The 16,894-nt window shown below is 43.4% G+C and carries 15 protein-coding genes and 1 pseudogene; 11 read left to right on the forward strand and 5 right to left on the reverse strand.

The window, feature by feature from the left end:
* Window positions 1-200: 200 nt before the first annotated feature.
* Both VTAP4600_RS02530 and VTAP4600_RS02535 read right to left on the reverse strand, forming a co-directional pair.
* Entirely contained in the window at window positions 201-2,414 is a 2,214-nt protein-coding gene (locus tag VTAP4600_RS02530) for a putative bifunctional diguanylate cyclase/phosphodiesterase (protein ID WP_102521349.1), read from the reverse strand.
* Window positions 2,411-3,358, reverse strand: a complete 948-nt coding sequence (locus VTAP4600_RS02535) for a phosphate/phosphite/phosphonate ABC transporter substrate-binding protein (protein WP_102521350.1) — start codon at window positions 3,356-3,358, stop codon at window positions 2,411-2,413. The genes VTAP4600_RS02530 and VTAP4600_RS02535 overlap by 4 nt, the downstream gene beginning before the upstream one ends.
* Before the next feature lie 207 nt (window positions 3,359-3,565).
* Here VTAP4600_RS02535 and VTAP4600_RS02540 point away from each other — a divergent pair, with 207 nt between their 5' ends.
* Together VTAP4600_RS02540 and VTAP4600_RS02545 are read left to right on the forward strand one after the other, a co-directional pair.
* On the forward strand, window positions 3,566-4,357 hold the full coding sequence (locus tag VTAP4600_RS02540) for a potassium channel family protein (protein ID WP_102521351.1): 792 nt from the start codon (window positions 3,566-3,568) through the stop codon (window positions 4,355-4,357).
* A 341-nt stretch (window positions 4,358-4,698) separates the two neighbouring features.
* Complete coding sequence (locus VTAP4600_RS02545) at window positions 4,699-7,056, forward strand: beta-mannosidase (protein WP_102521352.1); 2,358 nt, start codon at window positions 4,699-4,701, stop codon at window positions 7,054-7,056.
* A 161-nt stretch (window positions 7,057-7,217) separates the two neighbouring features.
* Here the strand turns inward: VTAP4600_RS02545 and VTAP4600_RS02550 are convergent, their stop codons facing one another.
* Complete coding sequence (locus tag VTAP4600_RS02550) at window positions 7,218-7,769, reverse strand: aldolase/citrate lyase/malate synthase family protein (RefSeq protein ID WP_102521353.1); 552 nt, start codon at window positions 7,767-7,769, stop codon at window positions 7,218-7,220.
* A gap of 350 nt (window positions 7,770-8,119) precedes the next feature.
* On the opposite strand from VTAP4600_RS02550, the gene VTAP4600_RS02555 reads away from it, so the two are divergent.
* Window positions 8,120-8,338, forward strand: a complete 219-nt coding sequence (locus VTAP4600_RS02555) for an EF-hand domain-containing protein (protein WP_102521354.1) — start codon at window positions 8,120-8,122, stop codon at window positions 8,336-8,338.
* 108 nt (window positions 8,339-8,446) lie between these two features.
* Here VTAP4600_RS02555 and VTAP4600_RS02560 read toward each other — a convergent pair whose 3' ends face one another.
* Window positions 8,447-8,632 (reverse strand): hypothetical protein, encoded by a 186-nt coding sequence (locus tag VTAP4600_RS02560; protein ID WP_102521355.1) that lies wholly within the window; start codon window positions 8,630-8,632, stop codon window positions 8,447-8,449.
* A gap of 250 nt (window positions 8,633-8,882) precedes the next feature.
* Here VTAP4600_RS02560 and VTAP4600_RS02565 point away from each other — a divergent pair, with 250 nt between their 5' ends.
* Window positions 8,883-9,314, forward strand: a complete 432-nt coding sequence (locus VTAP4600_RS02565) for a hypothetical protein (protein WP_102521356.1) — start codon at window positions 8,883-8,885, stop codon at window positions 9,312-9,314.
* 134 nt (window positions 9,315-9,448) lie between these two features.
* The gene (locus tag VTAP4600_RS02570) at window positions 9,449-9,691 is read left to right on the forward strand and encodes a hypothetical protein (RefSeq protein WP_102521357.1); all 243 of its coding nucleotides are present in this window, start codon (window positions 9,449-9,451) and stop codon (window positions 9,689-9,691) included.
* Between the two features lie 286 nt (window positions 9,692-9,977).
* On the opposite strand, the gene VTAP4600_RS02575 is transcribed toward VTAP4600_RS02570, so the two are convergent.
* Window positions 9,978-10,931: a hypothetical protein gene (locus tag VTAP4600_RS02575; protein WP_102521358.1), complete on the reverse strand. Its 954-nt coding sequence runs from the start codon at window positions 10,929-10,931 to the stop codon at window positions 9,978-9,980.
* A 281-nt stretch (window positions 10,932-11,212) separates the two neighbouring features.
* Between VTAP4600_RS02575 and VTAP4600_RS02580 the strand changes: the two genes are divergently transcribed.
* The 6 genes and pseudogenes from VTAP4600_RS02580 (at window position 11,213) to VTAP4600_RS02605 (ending at window position 16,422) form a co-directional block, all read left to right on the forward strand.
* The gene (locus VTAP4600_RS02580) at window positions 11,213-12,148 is read left to right on the forward strand and encodes a hypothetical protein (protein ID WP_102521359.1); all 936 of its coding nucleotides are present in this window, start codon (window positions 11,213-11,215) and stop codon (window positions 12,146-12,148) included.
* A gap of 149 nt (window positions 12,149-12,297) precedes the next feature.
* Entirely contained in the window at window positions 12,298-12,789 is a 492-nt protein-coding gene (locus VTAP4600_RS02585) for a M48 metallopeptidase family protein (RefSeq protein ID WP_102521360.1), read from the forward strand.
* Window positions 12,790-13,163: 374 nt separating this feature from the next.
* Window positions 13,164-13,707: pseudogene (ectA, locus tag VTAP4600_RS02590) on the forward strand (diaminobutyrate acetyltransferase).
* 19 nt (window positions 13,708-13,726) lie between these two features.
* Window positions 13,727-14,980, forward strand: coding sequence for a diaminobutyrate--2-oxoglutarate transaminase (ectB, locus tag VTAP4600_RS02595; protein ID WP_102521361.1), 1,254 nt, complete (start codon window positions 13,727-13,729; stop codon window positions 14,978-14,980).
* Window positions 14,981-14,994: 14 nt separating this feature from the next.
* Complete coding sequence (locus VTAP4600_RS02600; protein WP_102521362.1) at window positions 14,995-15,381, forward strand: ectoine synthase; 387 nt, start codon at window positions 14,995-14,997, stop codon at window positions 15,379-15,381.
* Between the two features lie 237 nt (window positions 15,382-15,618).
* Window positions 15,619-16,422, forward strand: coding sequence for a DUF3859 domain-containing protein (locus tag VTAP4600_RS02605; RefSeq protein ID WP_102521363.1), 804 nt, complete (start codon window positions 15,619-15,621; stop codon window positions 16,420-16,422).
* Window positions 16,423-16,894 lie beyond the last annotated feature (472 nt).

A 16,894-nucleotide genomic window follows, 5' to 3' on the forward strand; every position in this document is an offset into this window, starting at 1 on the left:
TCATGCTTTTTCGCGAATACAAAAAACTGTACCCCCGACAAAAACCAAACAAAAATCGAAGCCGAGGTCACTCGAACAATAAGCGGCATTAATCGTCGTCATTCAGAGTGGGATTAACGCTCTATTGCTTGCGCGAACATCTCGGTGCTTGCACTAACCTCTAATTGGTGGTGCTAACATCTAATTGGTGGTGCTAACATCTAATTGGTGATGCTAACATCGCATTCAACCTGGTTTTCTTTTTGAGGTGCCGGCTCACTTAGCCCCCATTCGCCGACGATAAGGTTTGTTAGCCAATGCTGTGCAAAAAGGTGGCTGGGTAATGGTTTATCAAACAAGTATCCCTGCGCCGCTTGGCAACCAATTTCCATAATGAAATCAACTTGCTCTTTTGTTTCTACCCCTTCAGCTACCGTGCCGATATTGAGCGAATTTGCCAGTGAGACGATGCCATTGACCAAAGGTTTGTCAAAGTCATTATGGGCGCTATCGACGATGAATGAGCGCTCGATTTTGACACCATCAAAGCGAAATTCACGTAAATAACTGAGTGATGAGTATCCGGTGCCAAAGTCGTCTAACCACACTTCAATACCTAGACCGCTTAGGTTATTGAGCACTCGGCTTGCGGTGTTGATGTCGTACATAAGCTGGTGCTCGGTTACTTCAACATGTAACTGCTTGGCATTAAGCTGGTACTTATCAATTTGAGCGTTAAAGATACCAACGAGATCTTGGCGACAAATTTGCTTGGCGGAGAGGTTAATCGCGATGTGAAAATCGTCGGAGATCAGTCCTTTCCAACTGTGTAGCTGTTTGGTGGCGGTTTCAATAATGTGCTGACCAATCTCTAGGATCATCAAGCTATCTTCTGCGATAGGAATAAAGCGATCAGGGGAGATAATGCCACGTTCTGGGTGGTTCCAGCGGATCAAGGCTTCTGCACCAATTAAGCGATTACTTCTGACATCGATCTTGGGCTGATAATAGAGCTCGAACTGATGCAAGTTTTCAAGAGAGCGACGCAATTCTCGTTCAATGTCGGTTCTTTCCAGCAATTTTCGGTTCATTTCCTGATTGAAGAAACTAAAGGTGTTTTTACCTTGGCTTTTCGCATCATACATGGCGATGTCAGCCGATTTAATCAACTGCAGAGCATTGGTGCCACATTCAGGGTAAGAAGCAAAACCGATACTGCTACCCACGATGACCTTTTCACTGTCAACCTGAATGGGTTCATTGAGCAGTTTTAAAATGTGATGAGCCATCTTGTTTGCGCCGTGGCGAGAAATGTTTGGCACGCAGATCAGAAACTCATCGCCCCCAACGCGGCCAACCATGCACGCATCTTCTTCATTGAAACTGCATAACTCTGGGCTGATGAGTGCGTTTTTAAGCCGTCTGCCGATTTCAATTAACAGTGCGTCGCCGGCATCGTGGCCAAAGGTGTCGTTCACTTGTTTGAACTCGTCTAGATCGATAAAACACACCAACAGGGAAGTTGTCTCTGGTGAGGCTATCTGTTCGCTAACGTGTTTTACAAACAAAGTACGGTTGGGTAGCAGAGTCAGAGAATCGTGAAACGCCATGAACTTAATGTCTTCCGTTCGGCGGTTAATTTTCTCACCCATGATATTAAAGGCGTGAACTAAATCGCTTATCTCATCATCTTTTCGCTCATGCTCAATGGATTCAAAGCGGCCATCACCGGTTAAAGAGATATGCTGAATGAGCTGTCGAATAGGTTTGGTTAGTGATCGCCCAACAAGATAAGACAAGACAATACCAATTAAGAAGCTGGCGATCGTCACCATGCCATGGGTGAGTTGCAGTTGCTGGTTTTCTGCGTATTTGACTTGCTCTAATAAACGTTGATTAGAAGCGATATCGTGTTTGAGATTATCCAGCCCCATTTCTAAATACACAACGCCCAGTACCACTTGAGCTTGTTGTATTGGCATTGCGATTCTTAAACGATTGTCCGAGCGATCGATGAATGGCTTATTATTCTCAAGTGCGTATCGAATCGCGGCGCGGTTTGGGTGGCGTAAACCAAAGGATTCGAGTGTGGAAGTACCATCGTGAAATATGAGCCCGTGGTTATCCACGACATTGACCATCCGCACTTCGTGTTGCGACATTACTGGCAACAATAGTCGATAGACCGCATCTAAATTATTGGTGTACATCGGGTCGAACAGGCTTTCGGTTAAGAAGCGGGCTAGGCTCATGCCTCTAAGTTGAAGCTGGTTGGTTAAGCTCTGCTCGGTATTTTGAGCAAGCTCTGTGGTTAAGGTTTGCGTATTACTTTCATACAGGCGTTGCTGAAGAAAGTACTGCATTGCAGACATTACCAGTACGATCGCGGCCGTTGCGACGATAAATCGGGCTTGAAGACGCAAGTTGGGGGTCATGGATTACTCGCTAATGCTAAAATATTGCTAATTTGATCCCGAGCCGAATCCATGACTTTCTGATCGCTATCAGACAGGGTTTCAAATTTAGTGGTGGATTGTAGAGCGTCTAAAATGGGCTTTCCATGCGGCTCTAAGTGCAACGAAATCAGAATGTCTTGTATTTTCTGGGCGGTTTCGCTGTCTAATTTGGGTGATGCAGAAACAAAATTTCTAGGAATTTCATTCGTTCTATAAAAGATGTTCATGCGAGCTTGGATATTGACGGGCATACTTTGATGGGTTTGCCAATTGTCGTTACTGAACGCACAAGCATCAACTAGGCCTTTAAGAACCCACAACGACATGTTTATTTCATCTGTGCGCTGTAGGTGGTCTTGTATGAAGACGTAGCCAATCTTATTTGCATCCGGCTTTATGTTGGGTGAACTTAAATGCTGAACTTGATAGCCTTGGTTAAGTAGGTCGATCATCGGTAAGAAATAGGCGCTGGTGGACGTATTTCGCTCAAAAACGATGGTTTTACCTACCAAGTCATCCAGAGAGTTTATGGATGAAGTCCTCAAGCTGAAAAATACCGAATGATAGCTACCTAATCCGTATTTCCATCTTTTGGCCAAGATATTGATGCCATGGTGTTGCTCTAAAATAAGTGCGGAATAGGTACTTGCGCTGGTTAAGTCAATTTCACCACTTTCCGCTAATGATGCGAGTTCAGCATAACTATTGCAGATGCGCACTTCACCGGATTGATAACCTAGCTTTTGCGCCAACAAGTCCATCAAAGGTTGAAAGTGAGCGATGTTTTCTTTGGCTTTGTTTGATACCAACCCAATGCTGAGCGTGTTGGGGTCATTTTGAGCTAGAGTGTTTGCACTATATGTTATGAGCACTAAGAACAGGCTTAACAAGCAGGCTGCTCTTTTATTTGTGCGAACAAACATCAATTAGTATGCCAAAAATTAAATGGGATTACGTTGAACTATATCACTGTTCGTTGGTGATTGAAAAGGTTCGTTGTCAAATATGTTGTGGTGTTGGTTAACATAGCACCTGTGGTCGAGATGATAATGTATCGGCGTGAATTGACTTCGACACGCATCAACGTAAGATCAAATGGTTAGAAATTTATAACCATAACAGAGGGACTGATGAGCAACACGAGCGTAAACAAAGAAGAGCAATTAGGGCCTTTTCAGATCTTCATCCTCTTATTATCAGTATTCGTGCTGATTTCACTCATCGCACAGATGACGCTGTCTTTGCCTGATGATGTTAGGCAAATTCTTCAATGGACCGATGGGTTCATTTGCTTCTTCTTTTTTATCGACTTTCTTGTTCAATTGAAGCACGCATCCAATAAATGGCACTATTTTAAAACATGGGGTTGGATAGACCTGTTGTCTTCGATCCCGATGGCGTCGTATTCTCAGATTGGTCGTATTGTCCGTGTGATCCGCTTACTGCGGGTTATCCGCTCTACGCGTCATCTGGTTCTGGTGTACATGCGAAATAAGGTCAAGAGTTCGTTCTCTTTCGTGGTTTTTGTCTCTATCTTGGTTCTTACCATCGGTGCCATCGCGATTCTTATTTTCGAAGCCGACGTGGAAGGCGGCAATATTAATAATGCTGCAGATGCGTTTTGGTGGGCATTTGTGACGATCACAACCGTCGGTTACGGAGATTTTTATCCAGTAACAATTGAAGGGCGCGTGGTCGCGGCAATGTTAATGACAACCGGCGTGGGCTTGTTTGGTACGTTTACTGGCTTCGTTGCTTCTTGGTTTGTGGAAGATGACGCGGAAGACCAAGGTAAACACATTATTGCCAACCTCAGACGGGACGTCAGCGAACTGAAAGATGACATTTCAGAGCTAAAAGCACTTTTAATACAAAAAGAAGCACCATCAATACAGCAAGAAGAACACGATAAAAACCATTGATCTAGGTAATGAAAGTGAGTCCTTTTATAGATTTCGCAACGTCAGTTTAAAGTCAATTTAGCGCATAAATTGAAAGCATTCACAAGTTTTATAGAGTGCGGTATTTATATGCAATAAATTACATTAGTATGAATGAATCTGAGTAGCGAGCTAAGTTAGGAAACTCTCTAGCACCTCGAGCCATAAACAGTTAAAACCGAACCGTTCATACGAGTAGCCGTGCCGCTGCCGTATTGTGTTCGGTTCACTCTTCTTGAAGCTACTCAAGCGCATTTTACGGTTAGTGTCTCTTTTACGGTTAGTGTCTCTTTTACGGTTAGCGTCTCTGTGCGAGGTTCAATATGTCTGTGTTTGATCTAAATGGTAACTGGCAACTCTCATCTCCTGAACACCCTCAAATCTGCGTTCCTTGCGTTATTCCTGATCCTTACTTTGGCTGCCTAGAGCAAGAAGTGCAGTGGGTTGGAGAGTCTCGTTGGTTATTATCTCGCACCATTAACGTGGTTGAGCAAGATTTGGCGGTCACCGCCATAGACGTTACGTTGTCTCGTGTTGATACCTTGGCTGTATTTAAGGTAAATGGCGTTAATGTTTTGCAATGCAGCAACATGTTCAAGCAATACAAAGTAGATATTCGCCCTCATCTAAAGCTTGGACAAAATGTACTGCAATTTGAGTTCTCCAGAGCAGACGAAGAAGCCCTAAGTCGGGCACGCCAATTGCCATTTCCTATTCCATATTCTGAAGGCAACAACAAAGTTCCTCATATGAATACCCTCCGTAAAGCGCAGTGTCATGCAGGTTGGGATTGGGGTATTTGTTTAATGGTCAGCGGGATCTACGACAAGATAAAAACAGACGTCGTCAACAACATTCGTTTGCACAGTATGGATTACCAACAAAAATGGTTGTCTGACGATCTCGTGGCCATTTCTGTTACCGCATTTCACGATGACAGTTACAGTAGCGATTTACGGGTTGAATTTGGCGAGCAATCCCATTCGGTTAGAACAGAGCTGAACAGCCAGAGCACCAGAGTTGAATTCATCATCAATAACCCTAAGCGTTGGTGGCCAGCAGGTTACGGCGAACAACCCCTGTACGATCTATTGGTAGAACTTGATGGGCAAGTCATAGAGAAAAAAATCGGGCTACGTGAATTAGAAGTGGTAACAGAAAGTGACCACATTGGCAGTGCGATGACCATTAAGGTGAACGGTTACGCAATTATGGCCAAGGGGGCGAACTGGATACCAATGGATGCCTTACCACAGCGAGAAAGCAACCCGCGTTATGAGCAATTGCTGCAAGACGCCGTAGACGCAAACATGAATATGATCAGAGTGTGGGGCGGTGGGCAATACGAAAGCGATTTCTTCTATGAAAAGTGCGATGAATTAGGGTTGCTGGTATGGCAAGACATGATGTTTGCATGTTCATTGTACCCGTCAACAGACGTATTTTTGCAAGACGTAGAAGGCGAGTTACGTTACCAAATTAATAGGCTCAAACACCATGCGTGTATTGCTTTGTGGTGCGGCGACAATGAAGTGATTGGCGCGATAGGCTGGTATGATGAGTCCAAGCATCAGCGAGAGAAGTTTACCGTGAACTACGATCGCTTAAATCGCCATTTAGAAAAGGTCATTTTTGAAGAAGACAGCAGTCGTTGTTTTTGGCCAAGTTCACCGTGTAATGGCGAATTGGATTATGGCGACGCATGGCATGATGACACCAGAGGAGACATGCACTTTTGGGATGTATGGCACTCAGGCAAGTCGTTCGATGCGTATCAAAAAGTAAACCCTCGTTTTTGCAGTGAGTTTGGCTATCAATCTTGGCCTTCACTCGCAGAGGTGAAAAAGTTTGTGCCGGAAAGTGACTGGAACATTACTTCACCCACATTTGAAAATCACCAGAAAAACCCGCGTGGTAATAGCATAATCGCGGAAAACTTCACCCGTTATTTCCGTTTCCCGTCGGGGTTTGAAAACATGCTTTATTTGAGCCAAGTACAGCAAGCAATGGCGATTAAAACAGCCTGTGATCATTGGCGCTCAATTAAGCCCATTTGTCGGGGCATGTTGTTTTGGCAGTTAAACGACAATTGGCCGGTTAGCTCTTGGTCAAGCATTGAATACAGTGGGCGATGGAAACAGTTGCAATACCATGCGAAGCGATTCTTTGCGCCGCTATACGTGGCCTACGTAAACAAAGGAAATAGCATTACGTTATGCGCGCTTAATGATGCGAAACACACCGAAAAGCTAGAAGGTAAAATAAGTTGGATAACGTGGCAAGGTGAAGTGCTTAAAGAATGGACTGTAAATACCACCATTGCAGCGGATGGCAACCAGCCAATATGGGAACTCGCTAAAAAAGAACTCAATGCCAATATCGGCTTTTTGCACCTTAGTTTTAATGATGGTGACATCGAATCAAGCTGGTTTGCGGATGTGCCGAAAGTACTGCCAATGGAGAAAGCTCAGATAGAGTGTCGAGTAGAAAATAAAACGATCAAGTTAACCAGTAATAAACCGGCGTTTTTTGTTCACTTAGAGCACGATGGTAAAGGGCGATTCTCAGATTCATCCTTTACGGTATTAGCCAACGAGCCAAAAGAAATAGAATACATAGGGGATGACGAACAAAGCTTAAAAGAGTCATTACGAGTCTATGACCTAGCCAGTAGCTATTAAATTCAACGCGAGACAAGAAACAAAAAAATGAGCTCATCAAGAGCTCATTTTTACAACGGAATCATTTGCCTTCTTCACCCAGAACCCTATACCTCAAGCCTTTGCCTTATGTCCAAAGCCTTATGCCCTTTGCCTAAATTCCGCCTCATGCCTAACCCCCCTTAACAGTAGCGGTTTAACATGTATTCATCACCGCTTTTGCTGGTAAATTCTTTTTCAACACTATGAGCAATTGGGTCACCTTTTGCTCCGCACTCCATCAAACTTATCCAATATCTGTGGCTGGATTGACTCTGAGTACAAAGTGACGTTCTTGACTCGAGCTGTACGTCAGTGATCTCGGCTAGCGTTTTTAGCCCTTGGCGAGCGCCTAGACAAATTTCTAAGTGACTGCCTTGATCGTCTTTTAGCAAGATAGAGTCGGGTTCCAGTTTGTGCCCAGCAAGCGCAACAAACTGGCTTGGGTTTTTAAGGCTAGTTAAACGGCCATCTGCGAAACAAGCAACAAGGTTACAGTAGTAAACCATGTAATTGGTGACATCTTGGTGAGATCCTTCATCTAGCGGAAAGGCTGAATCTAGAATTTCTTTTGCTCGTTGTTGTTTTTCTGTCGCTCGTTGTGCTTTCACATTTTCAGCATTGAGGACAGCGTTCGCATCAAACATAGGCTCGGTTTGTAGGTTTTGGTTATTCGTAGCTGTTGACATCGTCATAGTGGTGTCCTCGGTAATGGTATTTATCAGTATTGATAGAACAGAATGACTTTTCGCTATTGGGTTGCGTAGGTGACTCTGTACATTTTTAGATTAACCAACTTTTCGTCAAAAATTCACAATAAAAATTATACAGTGTAAATTTTACAAAAATACGGTGTAAAATTTACACGGCATTATTTGAAAACAAATTGAAGTAACGGCTACGAATTGGTCTAGAAAACTAATTCAATCATCCCCATAACAAGAAAGAAGGCGTAGTATGGTGGAGAAGGCTGAAGTGAATAGGTGTGTAGATCTTGTTGTCCCATTTTTTGACAACACCGATTTCATCAGCAAGAGGAAGCGACATGACGATTATTTCAACTCTAGAGCTACAAGAAAATTTTGACTACTTCGACAAAGACAGCGACGGCAAGATAGAACTCAGCGAATTTAAAGCGTTGCTGGAAGCGCTAGATTCTCTTGGGCAGGGTGAGTCTTGGAAGTTAGGATTCAACGAAATTGATTTGGATGGCAATGGCAGTATCGATTTCGAAGAGTTTTCAGCATGGTTTAATCAACAGTAAACACTAAAAAGGCGCAATTAAGCGCCTTTGTTTAACTGTTCGAGCTTCACTTCGCGTACAGAACTTAGCTTATCTCGTTCATTGTCGCGAACTGGCTCTCACGTTAAGTTACTTTTCACTGAGGTTTTGTAACATATCAATTAAGTCGTTTTCAGACGTAGGTTCCCTTCCTAAGTCAATCTCAGGTGATGCGCCACCCTTGAGCATATAAGCTTCTGTACCACAGTGGTCATAGTGAAACCAACGACCATTTACACAAACATCGGTGTAGCAACGCGGATCTTGTTTTAACATATCTGGCTCTCCCTTTACAGTATGTTTACATTTACACTAACCAGAAAAAGCCGTATTAAAAATGATCTAAATCAATTTACTTGCTTTAAGTAGGGTTATTATCTGTTTTTGTTGAACTCACGCGACCGCCAATACCTGTCAGCCTTTCAATGCAAACTACTAATTAAATTGTCAGTTACTTGTTGTGAACAGTGTGCAGATGGGGATTGTTGCCTATGATTAAAAAAAGACATGGGCAGAGAGGCAAGCGATGGAGCCAATTATTTATGGTGTCATTGGGGTTGTATTGGCAGTAGTTGTTTGGAAGGGAGTGGGGTTGATTAAGCGTTTGAATCAACGTAAGAGCGCGTCTGAAGGCCAACAACAGAACCAGCTTCTATCTGGCATTCACATAGAGCACTCCGGCCTATGTACTCGGTCAGCTTCTAACCCTGGTGCAAGTAACTCTCGTTCTAATAGCCCAACAACCCATCGGTTTGGTAAGCGCAAAGCAACGCAATTGCATTTGGTTGCGTCAAACGCTGCCGCCTCTAAGGGGAAAGTAACCAGTAAAGCCACAGCCGCGGGTGTCGAGGTCGCCGTTAAAAAAAATGGTCCCCCCATAAAGCGCAAAAATAGCGCTGAGGTGATAAAGCTTGTTTACAGCAGAGATGACGATGTGGTGCAAAGTGCCGAGAAGTAAAGCCGCTTAATCTGAAGCGAACTCAATATTTGCGCTGGTTCTTATTTTTGCCAAAACCAGCTAGAAGGGGATCCACAGTTGAGTAATTATGAGCAATCGTGCTCAAGCACAGCAATAGTCAAAAGAGGGTGATTATGGAATGGATGTTTGTTGCGTTTACGCTAACAGGCGTAGCAATACTATTTACTATGCAGCGCTTAGCAAAGAATAAGCAATTTCGGCCTCACTTGAAGGTTGTCGAACCAGAGCGTATTGAACCGATTGTTTTGCCTGATGCCTACAAAGTAAACGACAACTTGAGTCAAAATGGCTCGACGATACGAGTGGTCGCTTGTGAAAGCCGGTTATCAAGAAAACTGAGTGGAAAGCTAAAATAAGTGACGTGAATCGACTTATCGATTGGAGTTGAGATCTGGCTCAAAGAATGCCATATCAAGCATTAATTTACATTAAGAAACGATTTTCAAATTTAGCTCGCAAAAAAAGTACGATGCTCATTACTGATAGTTAATTCAGTTGCGTCAAAAATAACCGAGTGATAGCTTATTTGCAGCATTATTCCAGCAGAGCAAAAGCGCCCGTACTTGGTCTGTATTAGTGTTTTTGCACTGCTGGTTAATGTATTTGATGAATGGCTAGTTGCTTGTATTCGCGGTCACTCGTTTATATTAGCGCATCCCACATCGGCTTATTAATATCGTGTTTTTCTACCCACGATTCATCTTGCCTTGCCTCTAAATACAGTTGTATACCATTAAATTTAGCAAAGGCTCCAACACCTCCAAGATGTTGAAAGGCATCAAAAAAATCATCTTCAGACTGCAACAGTTTTGCAAGCGTCGTTATCTTGTTGTTCATCAGCCATGCAATGGCATCGGGCTCGGCGACGACGCCTGAGATAAGCACCGCTTCTGGTTCGTGTCTACCTTGATTATTGCCTTGATGCTGTAAAGACTCGGCTTCGGTACGCTCCAATTCTTGCTGTTCAATTTCTTTTACGATACTGGTGCGTTTTCGTTCGGAGATGCGTGGGTTTAACCTTGCAATTTGGATCGCATAACTTAACCGTTCGATGCCGACAACATCGGTTAATTGCTCTAGCAATGGCTTATCTAAACCCAGTGAAGTGGCATAGTGGTCAATACAAGCCTGTAGGTTTAGGTAACGCATTCCGTCAAATTCAAAACAAGACGTTTCGTCGTATATTTCTATTGGCATGTCATCGAGCGACAGTGGCCAGCCTTGATAGTCTATTCGTGCTTTGGCAATTTCATACATCGCCCAGGCGCTGCGTCTAAAGCCTTCTAACGCCGCCCCTGTAAACTCAGACTCTTCTAGCTCTTCTTTTGTCCAGTTAAGGCCAACAGCTAATGCCTGAGCGTGCTTTTTCAATAAGCCATGTTTCACTTCACTTTGCAGTTGCAACACCGAATTCGCATCGCTTGCTTGGCTAATGCTATAGCATTCATCGCAGCTTGGGAGTTCAATGGATTGGTGCTCAACGGTGGTGCGAGTCTTCTTGTTAGGGAAGGGCGCATAAACATGGCTTGGTTCGCCACAAAACCAGCACGTATGACGAGAATTAAAGGGAATGTCTATGCATTGCGAAGAAGCCATGTACCAAGTTCCAAAGCCAATAAATAAGGGCTGGCAGCATATATCAGGCAGGTGGGGTTAATCAATCGTTATAGACGTAACGAATCACTTACGTCGAAGCGATTCACTGATTATTGAAAACAAGGATGAAGTAGGGTTATTTCGCCGAATAAGCGAGCAAACGATTGCGTTGGGTGTAAATAATATGAAAACGCACTTGATTTGTAATGCGAAATAACTAGAATCCTCGTTTTATATCAAACCTAATTCTTGGTTTGAATTTATTAGTTAGGAAATGCAACATGCAACTAATCAAGTCGTTTACTAAGCTTGCTGCCGTTAGCGGGCTGGTATTGGGGGCATTTACTGCCCACGCGGATCTCGTAATTGACAATGAGTTTGAAGTAAAAGAACAAAACGTATTTTTCTTGAGCCCTCATCCAGATGATACTTTGCTTACGTTTGGTGGATTGATCAACAACATGCAGTTGACCAATCAGTTGCATGACAAAAACGTTATTGGTGAAGTTTTCTTTTCAATGTCTAACTACAGCACCAACCACTTTGATGAGTTAAGCAACAAACGCATTTTCGACATTACGACAATGCGCTTCAAAGAAGATTTGGCTGCGCACATCGATATGTTCAAATCTTGGGATAAATTTCGTTACAAAACAAATGGCTTTGGTGACGCGCCATTGCGTAAATACCAAGGTTCAAAAACAGCAGGTGGCGGCCCAGGTGGTGACTTCGCAGATTTTCGTGAGTCAGAAGAAAACATATATTTGCGCATGGCAGAAGACATGAAGCCGATGCTTAAAACAGAAAACTGTGCGGTATTTGCGTTGATTGCTAATGGTTCGCATATCGACCACTTTATTGTGAGAGAAGCGCTGATTAAAGCTGCGTATGACCTAGGTGACGAAACGAAATGTCAGATCTACTTTGGTGAAGATCAGCCGTACACGGGCGCGTTCATGACTAAGCGTGACGATCAGTTTAAGTCGCTCAAAGAACGTTTACCAAAAGGTTCACTAACACCCCGTGACTACGGTGTTGATTATCGTTACAAAATGGCTTTGTACAAGAAACACTACTTAAGCCAGTACGATACAGGTTACATCCCTAGCTTAAAGAAAAACAAAATCGAGCGTTTATACACATGGGATAAGGCAAGCTACAAGCAGATCAAAACCCACGAAAATTGTAAAGGCGACTACTGCCGCCTAGCAAGATAAGCATTTTAGAAAAACGCTAAGCCTCTCACTCGAGAGGCTTTATCATCTTTAAGCACGATACCAAAAGGAAGTGGTTAAACAACGACAGACAAAATGATCGCAGGTATACTCTTTTTGAGATCTATGTCTAACGATGCCAACGGCTAGCAATGAAAAATAAACTAAAGTACGTACAAGGTTACCCTGAACACATCCTCAATCAAATATCGACCCTTATCGAACAGAATAAGCTTGAGCCGTGGTTGAAACAAAAATACCCACAAAACCACACCATCACCTCGGACAAAGCCTTGTTTGAATACACAATGGCGATTAAAAACCGTTACTTAAAAAAGTCCTCACCACTGAGTAAAGTGGTTTACGACAAAAAAATCCACATGGTGAATAACGCACTGGGGCTGCATAGTTTTGTGTCGCGTGTTCACGGCGGCAAACTCAAAGCTAAAAATGAGATCCGGATTGCCACCCTGTTTAAAAACGCACCAGAGCCTTTATTGCGGATGCTGGTGGTACACGAACTGACTCACCTTAAAGAGAAAGATCACAACAAAGCTTTTTATCAACTTTGCTGCCATATGGAGCCGGATTATCACCAGCTCGAACTGGATGCCAGGTTGTATTTGACCTCTCTGGAGCTGTAAGAGCGCAACGCCTCACTTTAAGTAAACACACAAAACTCTCAACCCCCATTTCCCTTTGAGAGTACCGCAGTTTTTTGCCCAACTAGCTTCAGTGGCCGCCCATGCCGCTGGAGAAACGTGATTTCATTTCAGGCCCAAACACCTCCTTTTTGCTGCATTAAACGCACGAATAATGCCCAAACTTAAGCAGCAAAAAACTCGCCCATACAGAAAAGCTTAGTGTTCTAATGATATTAAAATGGCACTAAATACGTTTTTATTGTGATTTTGATCTCATTTATTGACCGTTAATCCATCAAATTTTGATTTTTACCTGCATTGTGTGCGTAATAAAAGGATAAATTTATTTAGAGTACGAAGGAATGTATTTACACATGATCACATCAGCACCTTGGGTGATGTATCCTGAGATTAGCGAAGATCCAAATGCAAAATGGCTGTTTTCAGAGCCCAAAGCAAAAGATGGCGACGAAGTTTCTTGTCTCATTGCGGCTTGTCCCCCCCCTTGATGTTAACTCATCGTATTGCAATTTCCTCCAATCGACCCATTTCGGTTCAACCTGCATTCTCGCAAGGTATAACGGCGAAATAGCCGGATTCATTTCGGCTTATCGAAAGCCCGATGAACCCAATACTCTATTCATTTGGCAAGTCGCTGTGTCTCCTAATTATCGAGGCAAAGGGCTAGCATTTAGCATGCTGCACGAGCTGCTTGGCCGAGATAAATTGAAAACCGTGACGGCGATTGAAACGACCATCACGGAAGACAACGACGCGTCGTGGGCTTTGTTTAAAAAGCTCGATATTGAAAACGGACAATGCGGCGAAGTCAGCACCTTTTTAGATGAACAAGCACATTTCAAAGGGAAGCACGATACAGAATATTTGTATCGAATCCCGTTAATCCTCAAAAAATAGGAATTTATACGGTCTCATCATGGATATTTTTAACAAGCAAGAATCGAAAGTACGTTCTTACTCAAACAGTTTCCCCGTAGTTTTTGCAAAAGCTAAGGGCTGCTGGTTAGAAACTGATGACAATGAGCGGTATCTCGACTTTCTTGCTGGCGCAGGATCATTGAATTACGGACACAACAACCCTGCATTAAAACAATCGTTGCTCGACTATATAGAAATGGATGGCATTACTCATGGCCTGGATATGCACTCCGACGCCAAAGCTGATTTTTTAAGTGCTCTTAAGCAATACATTCTCACGCCGAGACAACTTGATGACAAAGTCCAATTTACTGGCCCAACAGGCACCAATGCGGTAGAAGCAGCGCTTAAGCTGGCACGTAAAGTGACTGGCCGAAGCTCTGTTGTGGCATTCACCAATGGTTTTCATGGTTGCACAGCCGGAGCAGGAAACCAACATCACCGCCAAGGTGCTGGCACAAGCCTTAATAACATCACACGTATGCCGTTTGAAGGCTACGCCGACATAGATGGCCTTAAGCTGTTTGAAACCATGCTGGCAGACAACTCTGCAGGCATAGACAAGCCTGCCGCCGTGCTACTTGAAACCGTACAAGGTGAGGGCGGGTTGAACGTTGCATCCAACGAATGGTTACAGAGATTAAGTCGAGTGTGCAGCAAAAACGACATTTTGCTGATTGTGGATGACATACAAGCAGGTTGTGGCCGTACTGGCACCTTCTTTAGTTTTGAACCGTCAGGGATCAAGCCCGACATCGTGACGTTATCTAAGTCTATTAGTGGCTATGGGCTACCGATGGCCGTGGTACTGCTAAAACCCGATCTGGATATTTGGCAGCCTGGCGAGCACAACGGAACATTTCGTGGTAACAACCATGCGTTCGTTACTGCCACAAAAGCACTCGAGGTTTATTGGTCTGATAACCGTTTTGAAGCGCATATCGCCCGCAATTCAGACAAGATCTCCGATGTTATTAAGCGCTGCATCAAACGTCACCCGGAGCTTTTTGTACAACAAAAAGGGCGGGGCATGATGATAGGTGTTGAGTGCCACAACGGCGAATTGGCCGGTCACATCGCGAAAACATGTTTTGAAAACGGCATGGTGATTGAAACTGCCGGGCCTGATGATGAAGTGGTTAAATTTTTCTGCCCACTCACGATAACGGAATCTGAACTGGATCAAGGCCTGAGCATTTTTGAAAACGCCGTAGAATCGGTTGTCGCAAAGCATTTTAGAAAAGCATCTTAATTGAAGGAACAAAGATGATAGTTAGAACCTTGGATGAGTGCCGCGATAGCGAGCGCAGAGTGGTATCGGAAACTTGGGAAAGTGTCCGCATGTTGTTAAAAGACGATAAAATGGGTTTCTCTTTTCATATTACGACCATCTATGAAAACACCGAAACCCACATCCATTACCAAAACCATTTGGAGTCTGTTTACTGCATGAGTGGTGAAGGGGAAATTGAAGTGGTGGGTGGTGAAACCTATCCGATTAAGCCCGGAACGCTATACATCCTAGATAAACATGACGAACATTACCTGCGAGCATATCAAGACAAAGAAATGGTCATGGCCTGTGTCTTCAACCCGCCAATCACGGGTCAAGAAGTACACGATGAAAATGGTGTTTATCCTCTCGTCGATTAAATAGCAGATTGAGCAGCCAATAAAGGCTGTTTAAACAGGATCAATAAGCGGGGCTTAAACCTCGCTTATTGATTTATTCCCCTGACATATCGCGTCCAATTCGCCCTTTTTATGATCAATTACCCAAACCTAATCAATTGATTAGCGTTAATATCGTAATTCATTCCAAACCAGATTAACCTGCATATTATAAATTTTGTCGTTGCTAAATCGCCTACGAGCGTATCAGGTAATCTTATGGCTTTTCGTACATTGTTCATCGCATCTCTAATTGGCTTTTTCAGCGCTATCGTATCGGCTAACGAAGCCAGTGACGTTGACAGTGATGGACTGCCTAATATCTCTATTGTAGAAAGCGGCCTTATTACCCAAAAAGGTAAACAATACCGCGTAGAGAAAGCCAAACTGGTGCGCCCAGAAGTTGGCCAATACATAGGCTTTCGCTATAAGCTGACCCTGCCTGAACGACATAATGTATCCCAACTCCCGATAACCGTGACAATGTCACACCCAAAAATCACCAACCCTGAAACCAAACAAAGCTCAACAAGATCAAGCTGGCCCGACACCATGTATCGACACGATCAAAACTTGGCCATGTGGTACTTCGGTGACGAGTTCGAGATTCAAAGCGGGATATGGAAGCTTGAAATCCGATTTGAAGACAACCTACTCGCCAGTCAGTCTTTTACTGTAGCAAACATGGAACAGCTCAATTCATCCATTAAAGACAACTTTGAAGCAACAGAACGGCTTTCACAAATTGCCGCCATTGCAACAGAAGGTGAAAAGCTATTATGCAAAAACCCAAGGTTTAGCACTTGCATGGCGTTCGACACCCAGCAACGCTGTGAAACAGGCATGGCCGAGCTAAGAGGCACCTGTGCCAGCTACGCCAAAGATAAAACCAAGCAACAAAACCCCCACCAAACAGAAGTCGTAAAAGCGTTTTATAGCCACTTCACCGTATGCATGGCAAGCAGAAGAATGAAGAGCGCAAAGCTGAACGAGAGTGAGGTAAAGGCGTGTTTTAGGAAGTAAATAATGATGAACAAGCTCAAAGTACGAGTATTTCTAGTACCTTGAAAACAGGTCAGATAAACGATAAAATAGATTCAACATTGAATCTATAAAGATTGATCTAGGGCATATAAAGTTATCGTAATGAGATCTATGCTAATGATTGTCTATATCAATAGAGATAGAATTACTTTTAAATCATGGCTTTGTAATTTACGTGAACTCAACTATCAATTTTTATCATCAAAACGCACAAACAGTAAGCGATCAATACCTCTCGATATCGTTCGAGGAGGTACATCAGTCGTGGAAGCCGTATTGGCCGTAGTTAGTTGACAGTACCTATTGGATTTTCTAATGGTTCCTGGTTTTACAAGTTAGATAACTTAAGAGAATATATCCGCGATATTTACCAAGCTTGTGAAGCCTCAAAAAGAATTAGAGATAGTATGAAGTATCAATCAAAGGTGAGCTTACAACAGCATAACTAAAC

Origin of the sequence: Vibrio tapetis subsp. tapetis (assembly GCF_900233005.1) — a bacterium.
Taxonomy (GTDB): domain Bacteria; phylum Pseudomonadota; class Gammaproteobacteria; order Enterobacterales; family Vibrionaceae; genus Vibrio; species Vibrio tapetis.